At 58.0% G+C, this 17,640-nt stretch carries 21 protein-coding genes; 14 read left to right on the top strand and 7 right to left on the bottom strand.

All coding sequences use genetic code 11. From position 1 onward, the window contains the following. Positions 1-255: 255 nt before the first annotated feature. On the top strand, positions 256-705 hold the full coding sequence (locus ACFQDM_RS00645; protein ID WP_377374108.1) for a hypothetical protein: 450 nt from the start codon (positions 256-258) through the stop codon (positions 703-705). Positions 706-784: 79 nt separating this feature from the next. Here the strand turns inward: ACFQDM_RS00645 and ACFQDM_RS00650 are convergent, their stop codons facing one another. Next, the gene (locus tag ACFQDM_RS00650) at positions 785-1,219 is read right to left on the bottom strand and encodes an FKBP-type peptidyl-prolyl cis-trans isomerase (RefSeq protein WP_377374111.1); all 435 of its coding nucleotides are present in this window, start codon (positions 1,217-1,219) and stop codon (positions 785-787) included. A gap of 133 nt (positions 1,220-1,352) precedes the next feature. Then, a complete protein-coding gene (locus tag ACFQDM_RS00655; protein WP_377374114.1) occupies positions 1,353-1,553 on the bottom strand; it encodes a hypothetical protein in 201 nt (66 codons plus the stop codon). 138 nt (positions 1,554-1,691) lie between these two features. On the opposite strand from ACFQDM_RS00655, the gene ACFQDM_RS00660 reads away from it, so the two are divergent. From ACFQDM_RS00660 to ACFQDM_RS00670, 3 genes are all read left to right on the top strand, one after another. Then, positions 1,692-2,999, top strand: a complete 1,308-nt coding sequence (locus tag ACFQDM_RS00660) for a methyl-accepting chemotaxis protein (RefSeq protein ID WP_377374115.1) — start codon at positions 1,692-1,694, stop codon at positions 2,997-2,999. A 227-nt stretch (positions 3,000-3,226) separates the two neighbouring features. Continuing rightward, positions 3,227-4,252: a response regulator gene (locus tag ACFQDM_RS00665; protein ID WP_377374118.1), complete on the top strand. Its 1,026-nt coding sequence runs from the start codon at positions 3,227-3,229 to the stop codon at positions 4,250-4,252. 90 nt (positions 4,253-4,342) lie between these two features. Beyond that, a complete protein-coding gene (locus tag ACFQDM_RS00670; protein ID WP_377374121.1) occupies positions 4,343-4,813 on the top strand; it encodes a PaaI family thioesterase in 471 nt (156 codons plus the stop codon). A gap of 3 nt (positions 4,814-4,816) precedes the next feature. Here the strand turns inward: ACFQDM_RS00670 and ACFQDM_RS00675 are convergent, their stop codons facing one another. The 5 genes from ACFQDM_RS00675 to ACFQDM_RS00695 form a co-directional block, all read right to left on the bottom strand. Next, entirely contained in the window at positions 4,817-5,764 is a 948-nt protein-coding gene (locus ACFQDM_RS00675) for a M20/M25/M40 family metallo-hydrolase (RefSeq protein ID WP_377374124.1), read from the bottom strand. A 101-nt stretch (positions 5,765-5,865) separates the two neighbouring features. Beyond that, positions 5,866-7,833: a transglycosylase domain-containing protein gene (locus tag ACFQDM_RS00680; protein WP_377374127.1), complete on the bottom strand. Its 1,968-nt coding sequence runs from the start codon at positions 7,831-7,833 to the stop codon at positions 5,866-5,868. Between the two features lie 202 nt (positions 7,834-8,035). After that, positions 8,036-9,313: an O-acetylhomoserine aminocarboxypropyltransferase/cysteine synthase family protein gene (locus ACFQDM_RS00685; RefSeq protein WP_377374130.1), complete on the bottom strand. Its 1,278-nt coding sequence runs from the start codon at positions 9,311-9,313 to the stop codon at positions 8,036-8,038. An 84-nt stretch (positions 9,314-9,397) separates the two neighbouring features. After that, a complete protein-coding gene (locus ACFQDM_RS00690; RefSeq protein ID WP_377374133.1) occupies positions 9,398-9,694 on the bottom strand; it encodes a hypothetical protein in 297 nt (98 codons plus the stop codon). Between the two features lie 102 nt (positions 9,695-9,796). Continuing rightward, positions 9,797-10,918, bottom strand: a complete 1,122-nt coding sequence (locus ACFQDM_RS00695; protein WP_377374136.1) for a serine hydrolase domain-containing protein — start codon at positions 10,916-10,918, stop codon at positions 9,797-9,799. A gap of 170 nt (positions 10,919-11,088) precedes the next feature. On the opposite strand from ACFQDM_RS00695, the gene ACFQDM_RS00700 reads away from it, so the two are divergent. From ACFQDM_RS00700 to ACFQDM_RS00745, 10 genes are all read left to right on the top strand, one after another. Continuing rightward, the gene (locus ACFQDM_RS00700; protein WP_377374139.1) at positions 11,089-11,430 is read left to right on the top strand and encodes a hypothetical protein; all 342 of its coding nucleotides are present in this window, start codon (positions 11,089-11,091) and stop codon (positions 11,428-11,430) included. Next, on the top strand, positions 11,399-12,640 hold the full coding sequence (locus ACFQDM_RS00705) for a DNA-packaging protein (protein WP_377374141.1): 1,242 nt from the start codon (positions 11,399-11,401) through the stop codon (positions 12,638-12,640). The genes ACFQDM_RS00700 and ACFQDM_RS00705 overlap by 32 nt, the downstream gene beginning before the upstream one ends. 8 nt (positions 12,641-12,648) lie before the next feature. Beyond that, complete coding sequence (locus tag ACFQDM_RS00710; protein WP_377374143.1) at positions 12,649-13,788, top strand: phage portal protein; 1,140 nt, start codon at positions 12,649-12,651, stop codon at positions 13,786-13,788. Further along, the gene (locus ACFQDM_RS00715; protein WP_377374145.1) at positions 13,778-14,194 is read left to right on the top strand and encodes an HK97 family phage prohead protease; all 417 of its coding nucleotides are present in this window, start codon (positions 13,778-13,780) and stop codon (positions 14,192-14,194) included. Before ACFQDM_RS00710 ends, ACFQDM_RS00715 begins: the two co-directional genes overlap by 11 nt. A gap of 97 nt (positions 14,195-14,291) precedes the next feature. Beyond that, positions 14,292-15,488, top strand: a complete 1,197-nt coding sequence (locus tag ACFQDM_RS00720) for a phage major capsid protein (protein WP_377374148.1) — start codon at positions 14,292-14,294, stop codon at positions 15,486-15,488. 56 nt (positions 15,489-15,544) lie between these two features. Further along, complete coding sequence (locus ACFQDM_RS00725) at positions 15,545-16,120, top strand: head-tail connector protein (RefSeq protein ID WP_377374150.1); 576 nt, start codon at positions 15,545-15,547, stop codon at positions 16,118-16,120. Further along, complete coding sequence (locus tag ACFQDM_RS00730; protein WP_377374152.1) at positions 16,117-16,533, top strand: DUF3168 domain-containing protein; 417 nt, start codon at positions 16,117-16,119, stop codon at positions 16,531-16,533. The genes ACFQDM_RS00725 and ACFQDM_RS00730 overlap by 4 nt, the downstream gene beginning before the upstream one ends. 193 nt (positions 16,534-16,726) lie before the next feature. After that, positions 16,727-17,143: a phage major tail protein, TP901-1 family gene (locus tag ACFQDM_RS00735; protein WP_377374155.1), complete on the top strand. Its 417-nt coding sequence runs from the start codon at positions 16,727-16,729 to the stop codon at positions 17,141-17,143. Between the two features lie 19 nt (positions 17,144-17,162). Further along, complete coding sequence (locus ACFQDM_RS00740) at positions 17,163-17,462, top strand: gene transfer agent family protein (RefSeq protein WP_377374158.1); 300 nt, start codon at positions 17,163-17,165, stop codon at positions 17,460-17,462. Continuing rightward, positions 17,452-17,640 (top strand): phage tail assembly chaperone, encoded by a 189-nt coding sequence (locus ACFQDM_RS00745; protein WP_377374161.1) that lies wholly within the window; start codon positions 17,452-17,454, stop codon positions 17,638-17,640. The genes ACFQDM_RS00740 and ACFQDM_RS00745 overlap by 11 nt, the downstream gene beginning before the upstream one ends.

The raw sequence follows: 17,640 nt of genomic DNA on the forward strand, positions 1-17,640 counted from the left end.
AAGCAAATACGGGAACACGACAGTTTCGCATGAGTTCCCGCGCATTTTGTCACGGATATCGGAAGATGTTTCTGCGTTGTTTTTCGCGGATATTGGCCGGTTCGGCGTCTCAATGACGTATCTTCTGGTAAGGGCGGTACGTCTTGCCATGTCGCGTCGTTTTTCCTGACAAGCCGTCAACTGTGCCTGGTTGTGGTCTCCTTTGTCGTTTTGCCTTAAGTTGTCCCTCAGGGTGAGCGGTGGAGGAGGCCCATCATGACACATCGAGTATTCTATCGTGGTTTTTGCGGCGCGGTGACAGCGCTTCTGCTTGCGGCGCCTCTGGCGACGGCCCAGACGGGGACGCTGAAACGTGCAACGCCAGTGCCAGCCGATCCGCGGCCCGGCACGCTGGAAACACAGGATATTCCCGGTCAGGACACGGTCCTCTGCAAGGATATCGAATATACGGTTGGTGTGTCCTGGCTTTCGATTGATTGCGAGGATTTGTCACCGGGCATCGATCTGGAACGCTATGTCATCAGTGATGACAATCCGGTTTTCTTTCAGTCCGTCGCGACGATGCTGGGGCAGTACAAATTGCATGAAGGGGGCGACCGGCTGAGTATTCGCTATCGCGCCGGCACGGAGCAAAATGCCTGCAAGGTTTTCAATGCGCAGTCTCATGACAATTGCAAAGAAATTGTCGCGGTCGAATGGCGATAGCCTGCTTCGCAGATGAGACATGAAAAAAAAGGGCGGGAGTTCATCCCGCCCTTTTCATTTGTTCAGTGTGTCAGAGCGCTTATGCAGCGGCTTTGATTTCAACCAGTTCGATGTTGAAGATCAGATCTTCGCCAGCCAGACGGTGGTTTGCATCGAGCACAACCTGTTCGTCCGTGACTTCTGCGACCGTAACGATCAGCGGGCCTTGTGGCGTACCAACCTGAAGCTGTCCGCCAATTTCCAGCGGAATATCAGCCGGGATTTCGGCACGTGGCACAGCTTGTTGAGCTTGTGGGTTATGCGGGCCATAAGCCTCGTCACATGGCACTTCGACGGTTTTCTTGTCGCCGATGGTCATGCCTGGGATCGCTTTGTCGAGGCCGGGAATGATCTGTCCAGAACCGACGGTGAATTCAAGCGGGTCGCGACCATTGCTGGAGTCAAAGACAGTGCCGTCTTTCAGCGTACCAGTGTAGTGAATGCTGACTGTATCGCCGCTTGTGACTTCGGTCATGAAATATCCTGTTGCGTTGAAGGTGAATTTACGAGGCCACACCGAAGTGCGTGGGTGCTCGTGCGCGCGCGTAACCTAACGCAGGCGGGCGCATTGTGCAAATGCAGCAGGAAATGGCGGGCCGTATGAGCGGTCAGTCGGACGATGATGTCAGATCATTGAAGGCGTGATCGGCGGCGCGGCGTGTCCTGCGGACAAAAAGCCAGGCAAGCAGGGCCAGGGCTGCAACGCCCATCAGCCCGAGGGCGATCATCGAGCCATACATGAAGAGCGCAAAGATGGCGAAGAGGGCGCTGAGTACGAAAATCGCGCCGAGAAGCAGATTGAGTTTCATGTCAGATCAGCGCGTGCGTCGCCTTATGGTTCCATGAGCCAAAAGCGTTGAATTCCTTACGTCTCCCGCCCCCTTTATTAACCATCCTCGCTTAGGAGTGGAGCCATTCCATTTCCGCAATATGCAGGGCTGTTTAGAATGAGCATGGCATTTAAGATCGAAGAGAAGATGAAGCCGTATTCGGGTTCGGAACGTGAACTCGGCAAATCAACGATGCAGGTTCTGAAACCGCATTTCGAAGCGATGATGCTCCACACTTACAAAAATGCGATCGGTGCTGACTGGGACAAGCTGCCGGCCGATGTTGAACAGCTGGAAGGCTTCAAATTCGACCGCATTCTGCAAGGGCAGTTCGACAGCGAGTATCTGAAAAGCCAGGAGCAGATCGCCAGGAATGTCGCCAGCCAGATCGACTTCTTCGATTATATGGTCGGCTATCACGAATATTGCTTTGCGCTGGTAAATACCTTTGTCGAGCAGATGCCGAAAAACATGGCCAATCAGCGCTCGCAGTATCTGCGTCTGCTGCTGCGTTCGATCTTCACCGATGCCGCTGTGGTCATGTATTATTTCTTCCGCGACGCGAATGACAAAGCCGCTGGCGAACGGGAAGCGCTGGCCGAGAATTTCACGGCGACGGTGAAAACATCATTTGATGACATGCGCTCAGCCATCGCCGACATCGAAGCAAATTCCAAGGAGCTCGGCAATGAGACCGAAAAGGTCCGCAAGGCTCTGTCCAGTTCCAACGCGGCGCCGGATCAGGTGAAGGCGAATGTGGAATCGGTTGCGGCCGCTGCAGAGGAATTGTCGGCAACGATTGGCAGCATTTCCGACCGGATGAACCAGAACAAGACCCATGTCGACGCGATCTCGAGCAATGTCGACAATGTCATGTCGACCAATGACACGCTGCTGGAAGTGACCAAGCAGATTTCACAGATCACCGGTCTGATTAATGGCATTGCGAGCCAGACAAACCTGCTGGCCCTGAACGCAACCATCGAGGCAGCGCGTGCCGGTGAGGCCGGTCGCGGCTTTGCGATTGTCGCCCAGGAAGTCAAGAAACTCGCTCAGGACACGGCCAATGCCACGGAAGGCATTTCTGGCAATGTCGAAAGCCTGCAGAGAACCGTTGAACAGATCTCACAGGCACTTGGCGAAGTTCGAAACAGCGTGAATGAAGTTGCCGAAGGCGCCACGCATATCTCCGCTGCTGTTGAGCAGCAGGAAGCGGCATCGTCTGAAATCGCACAGAATGCAGAATACTCCAGCACCGCTGTCCACGAAATGGCAGAGAATGCGCAGATGACGCTTGGTATCGCAGATCAGAGCTATGCACTTGCCAATCAGACAGCCGGTTCAGCGCAGGAAACGTCATCACGCCTGAACGACATCAACCAGGCGATGGAGAGCTTTCTGTCATCCCTGAAAAAGGCGTCATGACCTCAGACAACGATAAAACCTAAGAACCACTCAGGGCTCTCCGTTTCGGGGAGCCCTTTTTCTTTGCCCTGAATGAAGCAGGAAACCGGGCGTTCTGCCCAAAGCTGCAACGATCGACAAAAAGGCTGACGGTTCCATCAGATGTGTCTGGCAATCTCTGATCGAACTGATCATGTTTAATGGACGCATTACGTGTGGTATGGATTCAATCAAAAAGGGATGGAATCATGCATATTCACTATGTCGAGGACGATAATCTCGACGCAATCCTGCTGACCCAGATGGCAAAAGTGGTTCAGGATCTCGATATTCGGGTCAGTCGGTCTCTTGGTGAATTACGTGAGCAAATGGCCGAAAAAGGCGTCGACTGCGTGCTTCTGGATGTCATCCGGCCTGATGCCAGATCGCTCGAAGACGACATTCGCCGCATCCGTGAAATGACAGACGCACCCATTGTTTTCATTACCGGAAATGATGCCGAAGATATGCGCAACCGGGCGTTGCGCGCGGGCGCCAAGGCGCTGATCGAGAAAGCGACGGTGTCGTCGGAAGTGCTCAAACAGATTTTCTACAATCTGGGGCAGGGCGATGAGCTGGAAGAGCGAGCATCTCTGCTGCAAACGCCGCTTGAGCCGGATGACGAATTCCCGGCTTCGATCCTGCCAAACCACAATCTCGACCGGCTGAATCTGTCGATGAAATGCGTGCAGGAAACCCTGCGCTCGTTTCGGTCTTCCCTGTCTGAAGACGATCGCTTCCGGCTCGATTTTGTCGATGACCTGATGGATGATTTGCGATCTTTTGCGCAATCAGACCTGACCGGTTCCAGCCGGGTCCCATTGTCGGTTTGCCTGTTGGGTATGGAACAGAAGCTGCGCAATTTTGCAGAAGTCCGCGGCGTCGACTTTGAACTCCAGCTGGAAGAAAGCTGGCATACGCAGATCGGGTCGGACATGCTGACGCCTGCCGGATTGTTCCGTCTGATTGCCGGATGCCTGATGATGGCGGAGGCTGATGATCACGTCCATCTGCGTCTGGAGCGGACGGAAAATGGTAGCAAGCTCGCCATCACCTCGAACCGGCGCATGGTTCAAGACGTCAGCCGTTTGTTCGAAACGCAGATCGAGCCGGATAATGTCGATCTTGCCGGTTTCTGCTCCATGCAGGTTGGTTTGCTGCTGCTGGGCGTTGGCAGCACGCAGGTCGTGAGTTTTACAGATGAGGCGACCCAGCATCTGGTGGTTTTCCTCTGATCAGCCCTCTCCTTAGGGCATGTCGGAAATGTTTCTGAGCGACGCGGAAAGGGCTAGCCAGACTTCACGATACCCCGCTATCTTTGGCGTATGACAAAAAAAGATATGTCGGCTCAGGCGACGCAATTCATTGCGAACCTGCAGTCAGGGGATTGGGAACTGCCACCGGGCCTGAAGAATCTCGGCATTGCGCCGCATCTTTGGCTGAAAGAGGCGAGTTATGGCCATGTCAGATATGAGTGGCCCAATACCGGAGAGCGCAATATCGGGGATGGTCGCGTGTTTGGCGGCTGGATCGCCGCTTTGTCCGATCACATTGTCTCCATCACCATGGCAAGTGCGCTGGATGATGGCGAATGGTTCACCACAATGGAGCTCACCACGCGCATGTTTCGACCGATGCAGCAGGGGCTGATCCATGTTGAGGGCAAGCTGATCAATCGGGGGCGGACCAGCGGCTTTGTTGAAGCCTATTACACCGATGAACGCGGAAAACTGATTGCGCAGGCAAGCGCCATGAAAGCAATCCGCTCACAGGATGAGTTGAACCCCAAAGGCTAGCGTCTATTCCTCCTGAGAGGGCAGCGGTGGCAGGCCAAGCAGGTCTTCCAACTGATTGTCGATGGCCTGCGCGACCATAACAGCGGTTTCGACAGACTTCAGGAAGGTGTCCTGATGAAGGTTATCGAACGTGTCGGTTGCGTCGGGTGTTGTCTCGGCTCCGCTCGCGCGCAGTGCGATATATGGCAGGTCTGCCTCAACGAGACCATTCGCAAGATCATTGCCGTTCGCTGCGAGCTGTTTCAGATCGAGCGGGGCCTCCTTTGAGACGCGTTCCATAACGGGTGTCAGGGTTGGTGCCAATGCGGCGCCGGATGTCCAGAAAACTCCATCTTCAGCGCGCGCCAGCTGGTCGAGGCTGAGGTTGAAGGCGAGCTGTTTCTGCGGCAGAGGCGGCTCAGCCATGAAGGCTTTTGAACCAGCTTTCATGGCGTCTTCGTTGTCAAAAAACACAAACATCAATGTGTGCTTTGGTGGGCTTTTCCGGCGTTTGAAATGTTCGGCAATCGCCAGAAGGCCGGCGACGCCCGATGCATTGTCATCAGCGCCATTATAAATCTCGCCATCTTTCGTGCCCAGATGATCGTAATGGGCTGTGATGACAATCCGGTCCCGGCTTTTGGCCGTGCCACCGATCACACCGATCAGGTTTACCCCTTCAACCGTTTGCCCCTCAAGATCGAGTTCATAAGGGTGCGCGTAGGAATTGCCGACTTTCAGAAGCTCCAGTGCCTGGAGTCTCGAAATGATCATCTCACGGGCGCGTTTTGCGCCTTCTGTGCCGGTCTGGCGACCTTCCAGCGCATCATCGCTGAGACCTTTCACCATGCCGATCACCGGGCCAGGCTTGAAGGTCTTCGAGTCATAGCTTTCATGTCCGCCGCGTCCGGCGACAAAGGTAAGCCCGATCAGGCCGAGAATGACGACGAGGATGATTCCGAAAGTCCGCATATCACGTTCCCATAGCTGGTGCGTTCGTCTCTTCTATGGCGCTGGAGAAATCAGGTCGAGCCTTGTTCAGGCGATGGGCTGATCTGCCGCAAAGGGCCGGCCTATTGCGCGGCCCGACCACCCGGCAGCACGGCCATCTGGCGCGGCTGTGCGGCATCGAAAGCGGAGGATAGCTCACTGTAGAAATCTGCGCGGGCTCTGGCCATTTCTCCGACCACCATCTGTGTGTTCGGCGTTTCGGTGTCGGCGGGCACGTCTTTCAGGGCTTCGGTCATGACCGATTTCCAGATCTCGGCGGGCAGGGAGCCGCCGGTCACCTTGTTCATATGGGTGTTGTCATCATTGCCGACCCAGACACCGGTAATGTAATTGCCTGCATAGCCAATGAACCAGGCATCACGCCAGTTCTGAGACGTGCCTGTCTTTCCGGCCGTTACATGGTTTTCCAGCTGAGCACGCCAGCCAGATCCATTCGAGACTACGCGGCGAAGCAGGAAGTCCATATTCTCTGCAGCCCGCTCTGTCAGGACGCTCGCAGGCGGATACGGTTTGCGCTGATAGTGGATTTCACCGCGGCTATCCTCGACCTTTTCGATGATATACGGGTCGAGCCGTTTGCCCTTCAGCGCGAACGCGCCATAGGCGCGGGTGAGATCAAGAAGCGTTGTTTCGTCAGAGCCGAGCGCAATGGATGGCACAGACAAGAGATCGGTTCCAAGACCCAGCTTGTGCGCTGTGCTGATCACCTTGTTCTGCCCGACTTCCTGGGTGAGCTTCGCTGCAATGACATTCAGGGAATGCGCAAACGCATCCTGCAGCATGACCGGACCATAATAGCGGCCTGTATAATTCCGCGGTGCCCAGTCTTTGGTGATCCAGGTCTTTTCATCGACGCGAACCGTGCCGGGTGTCAGTCCCGCTTCCATGGCGGCGGCGTAGACAAAGGCTTTGAAGGCTGAGCCCGGTTGGCGCATGGCCTGAACCGCGCGATTGAACTTGCTGGTCTGATAATCACGGCCACCGACCATGGCGCGAATGCGACCGGACTTGTCGATGATCATGATGGCGCCATTTCGGGCTTTCAGCGTGGTGCCTTTTTCGTCCAGCACAGCATTCAGCTTTTCGCTCGCCATATTCTGGAGGTCCGGCGAAAGCGTGATCGTGACAATGGCGTCGTCCGGGACTTTGGGCAGAAGTGTCTTGAGCTGACCAGAGACATAATCCGCGACATAGCCAAGTGTCGGGTCCTCCGGATTGTAGTCGACGAAACTGATCTCGGTTTCGAACGCCGTTGCGGCCTCTTCGGCGCTCACAAAGCCTGCGCTGACCATCTGATCCAGCACGTATTTCTGGCGCGTGCGCGCAGCCGAGAGGTCGTTTTCCTGGCTCAGCCGTGTCGGTGCTTTGGGGAGGGCCGCGAGAAAGCTTGCCTCGGACAAGGTGAGCTCGGTGGCGCGCTTGTCGAAATAGGCAAGGGCGGCGCCATCAATGCCATAGGCGCGATTGCCGAGATAAATCCGGTTAAGATAGAGGGCGAGGATTTCGTCCTTGGACAGGCGCTTTTCGATCTCCAGCGCCAGACGCATTTCCTGAGCCTTCCGGCGAAGTGTCTGTTCGGGTGTCAGCAGCAGGTTCTTGACGATTTGCTGGGTGAGGGTGGAGCCGCCCTGAACGGTGGAGCCAGCTTCCCAGTTTGCAAACATGGCCCGGAAAATCGCCATCGTGTCGACGCCGTCATGCTTGTAAAAGCGCTTGTCTTCGCCTGCGATAAAGGCGTTTACGACATAGTCCGGCAGAGTCTGTGCGCTGACGGCGCGACCATAAAAGGGGCCGCGACGCAGCAACAACTTGTTGTCTGAGGTGCGAAACTCGATGGCCGAACTCCGCCCCATCGTCCAGAGCGTTTCCTTGTCCGGCAGGGTCGGCATGCCCTTGAAAAGATAGTTCCAGCCAAACAGGCCAAAACCGGCACCGGCCAGCAGGATGACAAGCAGAGCAGACAGAATGAGCGGGCGCCAGTTGCGTCGCTGGCGCCATTTTTGATGCTCAAGATCAGCTCGATATGTCATGATCTGACAGCGTAAACCCCTGATGGCCGCGACCAGAACCGCGCGGCAATCTCTCGAAACTGCGATATCGCAAGCGTCAGACTAGGCGATCGCAATTAAAATTCCTTACCGGTTCGGCGCTGAACATGTCCAGTTGATAAATGTCCATATTTCAGCGCCGGGCGGTCAGGGTGTGGCCAGCTGTGTCAGATCTGGCCTTTGATCAGATCAACGCCTGATCCAGGTCAGCAATGATGTCTTTTGCATCTTCAATGCCGATCGACAGACGCAGCACATCCGGCGCGGCGCCAGACTTGATCTGCTCGTCTTCGGTCAGCTGGCTATGTGTCGTGGAAGCCGGGTGAATGACCAGCGAGCGCGCATCACCAAGGTTTGCGACATGGCTGAACAGTTTCATGTTGGAGACACTGGCGACGCACGCGTCATAGCCACCCTTCAGGCGGATGGTGAAGAGGGCCCCTGCGCCTTTTGGCACGATGCGGGAAATCCGGTCATGATAAGGCGAGGCGGTGAGCCCAGGATAGGTGACCTCTGAAATCCGGTCATCCTTCGCAGCCCATTCGGCAACCGCCTGCGCATTGGCAACGTGTTTCTGCATGCGCAGAGAGAGCGTCTCAATGCCCATAAGCGTGTAGTGAGCGCCCTGCGGGTTCATCGTCATGCCAAGATCACGAAGACCAATGGCAATCCCGTGGAAGGTAAAGGCCGCCGGACCGAAGGTCTCGTGGAAGTTCAGGCCATGATAGGCAGGCTCTGGCTGTGAAAGAGACGGGAATTTGTCGGACGCAGACCAGTCGAACTTGCCGCTGTCGACAACGACCCCGCCTGTCACCGTGCCGTTTCCGGTCATGTATTTTGTCAGGGAATGAACGACCAGCGTGGCGCCGTGATCAATCGGATTGCACAGATATGGCGTTGCGGTCGTATTGTCGACGATCAGCGGAATGCCCGCGTCATTTGCGATGGCGGCAATCGCATCAAGGTCGGTGATGTATCCGCCCGGATTGGCGATTGTTTCGCAGAAAATGGCGCGCGTGTTGTCATCAATGGCCGCTTTGACCGCGTCGGTGTCATCGAAATCGACCAGCTTGGCCGACCAGCCAAAGCGCTTGAAGGTCTGCGTGAACTGGGTCAGCGTACCGCCATAAAGGCGCGTGGAGGCCACAATATTGCAGCCTGGCATCATCAGCGGGAACAGCGCCATGATCTGTGCAGCGTGTCCGGATGAACAGCAGACAGCGCCTGCGCCGCCTTCGAGCTGCGCAATGCGATCCTGCAGCGCGGCAATGGTCGGGTTTGTCAGACGGGAATAGATGAAGCCGACTTCCTGCAGGCCAAACAGAGCAGCGGCATGTGCGGAATCGCGGAACTGATAAGCCGTGGTCTGGTAGATCGGCACCTGACGGGCGCCGGTGGCCGGATCAGGTTGCGCGCCTGCGTGAATCTGACGGGTGTCAAAACCCTGTTGTTCTTCACTCATATTATCCTCCCTCATTGGACTGACTGTCTTTTATGAGAGGGCGGATCGGCGCGCAATCTGAGAATATCGGATGTTTACCCGCTTCTAATATCCCGCAGGATTATAGACGACGGGCTGGCAGGTATTGTCGACATATTCCTGCGTGATACGCAGCTTGTCACTGACACGTGGCATCTCGTTCAGATACGCCATGGACACATTGTAGGGTCCATCCGGGCCCATCACGATGACTGAATCTCCTTCAAAGCCGAGCACTTCGGCATCGACAACCGAGCCACCGGCCATGCAGGCGGAATCCATTGGCGGCGGAGGTGTTGCAGCGCAGGCACCGAGCAGGGCCAGGCCAGACAGCGCCGGGAATAAAAGCTGTGACGTTTTCATACGGATCGCTCCTTCTTCGATCTTCTGAGAGAGGTATCGAAGGAGGAACGCCGGATGAGCGATGAGTGTTCCGTGCGCCAACTGCAGGACGCACGCTTTGCGTCACTCAGGCGAGGTGTAGCCGATGATCTGGCCAATCAGTTCGTCACCGCGCGCGCCATTTGTAAGAATGACCAGACCGTCACCGGTTTCCTTCAGAAAGCCGCCAAAGGATTTGTACTCGTCATTATTGCCATTATGGCCAATGAACGTGACCTCGCCCATATCGGCATTCATCCAGCCAAGCGACCATGAGGAGGAAGGCATGTCCGGCCCGCCAGGCGCAGGCGATTGCGGCGTCAGCATATCTTCATAGCTCGCAGCGCTCAGTCCCTCCCGGCGGCAGACCATGGCGAGGAACGCGCCAAGATCGCCGGGCGTTGTGACGAGCGATCCGGCGGAAACGGCACGGGGATACAGATTGTCCATATCGCGTCCGCTCTCTTCGTCGCTGGCGCTGCCATAGCCGCGCGAAGCGATCACCGTGTCTGGCAGAGGCTGTGCGAAGGTTGAGTTCGCCATCACCCCGCCGAGACGTTCTTCGAAGATCTGTTGCAGACGTTTGCCGGTCTTCTGTTCAATGAAAATCTGCAGGAGCTGGAAGCCTTCACCGGAATAGGAAAAGGCGTCGCCAGGCGGTGTGTTGAAAGGGATTTCGGCCGTCCGGTCCCAGAAATCGGTTGTTTCATCGACCCAGTTCGGCAAGCCTGTGCGATGCGTCAGCACCAGTCGCGGCGTGAGCTTCGCGTAGTTTTCGGCATCCGTAATGCGCGGATATTCAAAGGTTTCCGCAAAAGGCTCATCAAGATCGATCACGCTGTCATCGACGAGCGACATGACCAGCCATGCGAAAACCGGTTTTGATAGGGACGCCGCTTCAAACGCTGTGTCCGGCGTGACCGGCATTGCCGGTTCCACGATGGCGAGACCCGCCGTGCTCACATCTGTGACCTCACAGCTGGTGATCGTCGCTGTGGCCATGCCGGGCACGTCGATGGTCTGCAGAAGGCCTTCCATCTGTGCGCGGGTCATGAGCGGGCCTGATGTGTCGACCGCTTCTGTTTCCGGTTCGACTGCCTCGCTGATGTCCGGTGCTGGCGATGCTTCGATCTGTGGTGGGTCTTCCGCCGCGCAGGCAAAGAGCAAGGGCGCAAGGCCGGGCAAGAGGAAGTGAAGGCGAAGCATCTGGGCGTCCTTTGCATTGTCACTCGGTCGCCGACAACGCCGAATTGCATGAGTTACTCACCGACGCCGCGTGATTGTCAACGTGTTCAGGGCTTTACCGCCGGACAAAGGGCAGTGGATCTAGGAAAGTAATCCTACTTCGGTGATCTGACCGCATAATGCTCGACATGATGACGAGCACACCTTCTTCCAGAACCATACACCCGGAGCCGCAGGGCGCGGGCGATCTGAGCAAGCTCACGGCCGAGCTGCGCGATAACATTCTCGAAGCGCAGACCATGCTGGCGGAGGGGCGAATGCGTGAGGCCGAGGCGCTCGGCAAGGCCACGCTTCAGCTGATCCGCGCGCTGGAAGCGCAGGTGAAGCTCGAAACGTCACAGACCAGCGAACAGCGAGAAGGCGTATTCCTTGCCAGAGAAGATATCGAGGCGGCGCGAGCTGACCTCCTGCGCCGACTGGGTCGGATCTCGAAGACCATCCGTGCAGGCCGCCTGGGTGAGGGCGCAGAGTGATGCGGCCATCTATGTGCTCCAGCATTTATGGGCGTTCTGGGCCCGCCAGGATCAATTACCACCGTCCGGCGACTGGCGCAGCTGGCTCTTTATGGGCGGGCGGGGCGCGGGCAAGACGCGCGCCGGTGCCGAATGGCTTCTGTCTGAAATTCAGTCTGGCCGGGCCAGACGCATCGCACTTGTGGGGGCAACCATGAACGACGTGCGAGAAGTGATGATTGGCGGTGAAAGCGGGCTGCTATCGCTTGGCCTGCCCTGTGATCAGCCAAGCTATGAACCATCCCGGCAGCGGCTGAGCTGGCCAAATGGCGCTGTCGGTTATGCCTTTTCGGCCGAAGAACCTGAACGTTTGCGCGGGCCGCAATTCGACACCGCATGGGTCGATGAAGTGGGCGCGTGGTCCCGTGCCGAAGCGACCTGGAACATGCTGCAATTCGGGCTTCGCCTTGGTAAGACGCCGCGTGTGGTGGCAACGACGACTCCGCGAACCACAAAGCTGATCCGACGTCTTGTCCGGGAGCCGGGCTGCACGCTGACGCACGCAAAGAGCGAGGCCAATGCGGCCAATCTCGCGCCCCACTTTCTGGAGGCGATGCGTCGCCAATACGGGCATTCGAGCCTTGGCAGACAGGAGCTGGACGGCGAACTGGTCGAAGAGCGCGAAGATGCGCTGTTCCGATTGTCGCTGATCGATGCCGCGCGGGTGCAGACCATGCCGGAGCTCGACGCTGTCGTCATCGCTGTGGACCCGCCTGCCATGGCGCATGCCAGGTCAGACGCTTGCGGCATTGTCGCTGTCGGGCGTGCGGGCGGTGATGCCTATCTGCTCGCTGATGAGACGGTTCAGGGCGTGATCCCGGATGTCTGGGCGGCGCGTATCGCCGACCTGGCCGACGTCTGGGGCGCAGATGAGATCATCGCCGAAGCCAATCAGGGCGGGGAAATGGTGCGAAGCGTGATTGCTGCGGCCGGAACCGGGCGTGCCATTCGACTGATCCATGCACGGGTCAGCAAGCGCCGCCGTGCCGGTCCTGTCGCTGCGCTTTATGGCGCCGGTCGCATCCATCATGTCGGCCATTTCAAAGCTCTGGAAGACGAGATGATCGCCTTTGGTGAGGCGAAGACCAGCCCGAACCGGCTTGATGCGCTCGTCTGGGGCGTCACCCAACTTCTTCTGAAAACGCGCGACCCGCGCATCGCGCTGATGTGAGGACACAGATGTTCTGGAAACGACACGACACCAAATCCGGCGCGCAGGCCCTGATTGCCCTATCCGGGCTGGGGGACGCGCAATGGGAGACGGGCACGCCGCGCCGCCTGTTTGAAGCGGGCTTCCGGCAAAACCCGATCAGCTATCGTTGTATCCGCATGATCGCTGAGACGGCTGCGAGCGTGCCCGTCCGGCTGGTGAGCGAACATGACGCCACTGATGGCAAAACGCTGATCCGGCTTTTGACCAACCCCAGTGCCGGTGAGACCGGACACTCCTTGCTGGAAGCCATTTATGGAGACCTGCAGGTCAGCGGAAATGCCTTTCTCGAGCTGGTCCGGCGCGGTGACGACGCGCTGGTGGGATTACAGCGTATTCCGGTCGGTGCGATTGACGTGCTGAAAGGGCGTGCCGGATATGCCATTCGCACGGCCAATGGTCGCCGTATCATTCGCCCCGATGCGCGTGGATGGTCCGCGCTCTTTCACCTGCGCACGCTGGACCCCGGATCAGAGCGCCTTTCCATGTCACCGCTTCAGGCGGCTGGCCGCGCGGTCGAAATCCACAATGCAGGTGCCAGCTGGGCCAAGGCCCTTATGGACAATGCGGCCAGACCTTCGGGCGCACTCATCTATGGGCGCGACGGCAATCACCTGACACCTGATCAGTTCGATCGGCTGAAGTCTCAGCTGGAAGACGCTCATTCTGGCGCGCGCAATGCCGGGCGTCCGCTGCTGCTGGAAGGCGGGCTGGACTGGAAGCCGATGGGCCTCACGCCGACGGACATGGACTTCATCGCAGCGCGCCGGGAATCGGCCCGCGAAATCGCGCTCGCCTTTGGTGTACCGCCCATGTTGCTCGGCATTCCTGGCGACAACACCTATGCCAATTATCGCGAAGCCAATCTCGCTTTCTGGCGTCTGACGGTCCTGCCGCTTGTTCAGCGCACCGTGCGCGGTCTGGAAGACTGGCTGGGCGGCGCGGTGCGCGGCGAGGTCCGACTGAAAGCCGATCTGGATGCCGTGCCCGCGCTCGGCCCGGAGCGCGAGGCGCTATGGAGCCGGCTTTCTGCGGCAGATTTCCTTTCAGAGGATGAGAAGCGCGAAATTGCGGGCTTTGCCCCACGCGAGGTGCGTCATGCTGATTGAAGGAATGGCCTCAGTCTTTCTGGAGACAGACAGCTCTGGTGATCGCGTTCGGCCGGGTGCCTTTGCCGAAAGCCTGAAACGATCAGGCCCTGTGCCAATGCTCTGGCGACACATGCCGGGTCGTCTTGTCGGTCAGTGGACGCATTTGCAGGAAACCGCCCGCGGCCTTGCGGTTCGCGGTCTCGTCGATGCGCCGACCGCTTATGGAAAGCTCGCCCGAAACAGCATTCGCCAGGGCCTTGATGGACTGTCCATCGGATTTCACCCGAGGCGTTGGCGTTATCGCCCGGATGGCGGGCGCGATCTCCTCGAAGTCGAGCTGGTCGAGATCTCTCTCGTCGCAAACCCGATGGCGCCCTCCGCGAGATTTCAAGCCACGGGTCAAACGGTGGAGCGGGCCGCGTGATGGCAGAGATCGTCAAATCCTCAGCGCCCTTTCAGCAGAACACACAGACATGCGCGCCGCGCGCAATGAACAAATGAGAATGTGCAGGAGAACACACATGCAGACCAAACAAACCCCGCAAACAAGCGCACTGGAAACACAACTCCTTGCCGAGTTTGAAGCCTTCAAGGCGGCAAACGATGCGCGCCTTTCCGCGATTGAAGCGAAAACAGCTGACGTGCTTCTCGATGAAAAAGTCAGCCGGATTGATGCGTCCCTGTCTGAAACCAAGAGCGCGCTCGACCGGCTCACCATGTCGGCAGCCGCGCCTTTTATCGGTGACGAAGCCGAGCCTGCACCGAAAGGCTGGAGTGCGTATCTCCGCTCCGGTGATGAACGCGGTGTTTCCCGGCTCGACATGAAATCGCTCAATCAGGGCGATGAGAGTGAAGGCGGCTATGTTGCGCCGCCTCAACTCGACCGCCTGATTGAGGCACGGCTTTTGTCAGCAAGTCCGATGCGCCAGATCGCAACCGTGCGCCAGACAAGTGCCGGTACGTTCAAAAAGCCGGTGAGCCTTGGTGCGTCTGCCGCATGGGCGGCGGAAGAGGGCGCGCGAACGGAAACCACAGCGCCAACCCTGTCATTGCTCGATTTCCCGGCGGCGGAACTTTACGCCATGCCCGCTGCAACGCAGGCCCTTCTGGACGACGCGTATGTCGACATTGATGAATGGCTGGCGGACGAGGTGCAGGATGCCTTCTCGACGCAGGAAAATGCCGCCTTTGTGTCTGGGACGGGAACGAGCCAGCCGCGTGGTTTTCTGGACTATGATCAGGTCGCTGAGCCGAGCCATCTCTGGAACAAGATCGGGTATGTCGCTTCCGGTGCCGCAGGCGCTTTTGCCAGCGGTGAGGATGTCGAGCGTCTGCTCGATCTGATTTATGCTCTGAAGCCGGGTTTCCGCAGCAATGCGCGCTTTGTGATGAACCGCCGCGTGCTGGCAGCTCTGCGCAAGGTGAAGGATGGCGATGGCCGCTATATCTTTGCGCCGGGTCTGGGCGGAGAGGCATCCAGCCTGCTGGGTTTCCCGATCACAGAGATTGAAGACATGCCCAACATGGCGGCCAATGCGACGCCGATTGCGTTTGGGGACTTCCGCAAGGGCTATCTGATCGTAGATCGCCAGGGCGCCCGCGTGCTGCGTGATCCATACTCTGCCAAGCCCTATGTCCTCTTATACACGACCAAGCGTGTGGGGGGCGGCGTTCAGAATTTCGACGCGATCAAGCTGATGAAATTCTCGGCATCATAGCTCTGCTCGAGCGCGGTTCTGCGTTCGAGCAAACTGAAAAATCCGGGTAACAGAAAATGCACATAACAACCCTGACACCGCCCAGCGGTGAACCCTTGAGTCTTGCCGACGCGAAGGCATTTGCACGTGTCGGGTCAGACCATGATGACGCGCTGATTGGGCAGCTGATCGCTGCTGCACGGGCGCGCGTGGAAACCGAAACCGGCCTCGCTCTGGTCACGCAAAGCCTGCGCCTGACACTTCAGGACTGGCCAATTGGCGTTCTGGAGCAGGGCGTGATGCGGCTGCCCCGCCGTCCGGCGCAAGGCCTTACGGCGGTGCGGCTGACGGACGGTGTGGAAGCGACGTTGATCACGGATCAGTTTCAGCTGACGCCGGGGCTCTCACCTCAGCTGAAACCGCAGTCCGGCCTCGCATGGCCATGGCCGCACTCCGTCCATCAGTGGATCGAAATCGACTGGGTGGCGGGCTTTGGTGCGGCTGAGACGGTTCCAGAGGATCTTGTCCATGCGGTGAAGCGGATCGTTGCTTTCGGTGTTGAGCATCAGGGCAGCCGGGACTGGCGCGCTCATGAGGCTCTGACAACCGAGCTGGACGAATGGCTCCAGCCCTGGCGGGAGGTGCGGATATGAGCGCACAAATTCTGCTGGAAACAGAGCTCTCGCGCGTGCTCTCCAGCTCTGAGCCGATCCAGTCTGCGTTTGGAACGCCGGTGCGGATTGTTTCAGCCGATCAGACGCGTTCGGCTATCCCATTCCTGCGTTTCATCCGGCATGAGTTTCGAGCGGACGCGCGTGCGCATGACGGCCCGGCTGAGCATCGATTGTCACTGGAGGTGTTTTCCCGTGCGGGCGGTCGGGCAGAGGCAATCCGTCTGCTGCATCTGGTTGAGGAAACGCTGCGAACGGCTGTGCTGGCCCCGGAAGGGCTGCATGTCGTGCTTTGCCACGCCGTCTATAGCGATGTCTTCCTGCAGTCAGATCAGACGAGCTTTCGCGGGCTCTTGCGTCTGCGTGTGCTCAGCGAAGCGGTTTCGAATGTCTGAGAGAGGGGGGCGCGACCGTCGGGGTGATTGCTGGGGGGAAAGAACCCCGACGGCGCTTTGTGTGTCCGGATCTCGGGCAAAATCCTTCGGACCCTCACAATACGCCTGAGCAGAAAGGTTGTTCCCGGCCGTTCCAGAAAAAACGACAAAAAACCTGATTAATTTATACTGCATTGAAAAGTAAGGATAAAAAATGGCAACGCAAGCAGGCCAAAATGTGCTGATCAAGCTCGAAGATGAGGCAAATCCTGGCGCGTTTCTGACTGTGGCAGGCATTCGTGCGAAAACCATCTCTCTGAATGCCGGACTGGTCGACGCCACGCATACCGGAAGTGCCGGAGGATGGCGGGAATTGCTCTCAGGTGCCGGCGTGAAAACGGTAAAAGTCACCGGCTCCGGCGTGTTTCGCGATGACGCCTGCGACAAGCGTATGCGCGATGTGTTTCTGCAGCGCCTTCACGCGGATTGGCAACTCATCGTGCCGGACTTTGCGCGTTTTGCAGGACCGTTTCAGATCTCGCAGCTCACCTATGGCGGAGACTTTGACGGCGAAGCGACCTTTTCCATCACACTGGAAAGCGCAGGCGAAGTGAGCGTCACCGACCTCTGATCAACGGAAAGGACAGGATATGAACCCGCAACGCGGTGAAGCCGCCATCATGATTGATGGCGAGATGAGAAAGCTGTGCCTGACGCTTGGCGCGCTTGCAGAGATCGAGGCTGCGCTTGGCTGTGACACGCTGAAAGACCTGTCGCTGCGTCTGAAGTCGGTTTCGGCGCGCGACCTGATGAAGCTTCTCAAAGCCCTCCTGCGTGGAGGTGGCGAGAGGAATCTCGCAGGTGAGATCGAAACACATTGCATCCATCCGAAGGATGCCATGGCGGCTATTCTCGCCTGTTTCAGAGGCGCAAACTTCGATGAAACATGATGCTCGGACACCCTGGCCGCTCATGCTGCAGGCAGCCTTGCGCATGGGGCTCAGCCCGCAGGCATTCTGGCAGCTCAGCCTGCGCGAATGGCAGGCGCTCACGCTGAAAACAAAAAACACCGGGTTCGGACGCGCAGACCTCTCTGCGCTCCTCTCCCGATTTCCGGACAAGGATTAG

Origin of the sequence: Ponticaulis profundi, assembly GCF_042659465.1 — a bacterium.
Taxonomy (GTDB): Bacteria; Pseudomonadota; Alphaproteobacteria; order Caulobacterales; family Hyphomonadaceae; genus Ponticaulis; species Ponticaulis profundi.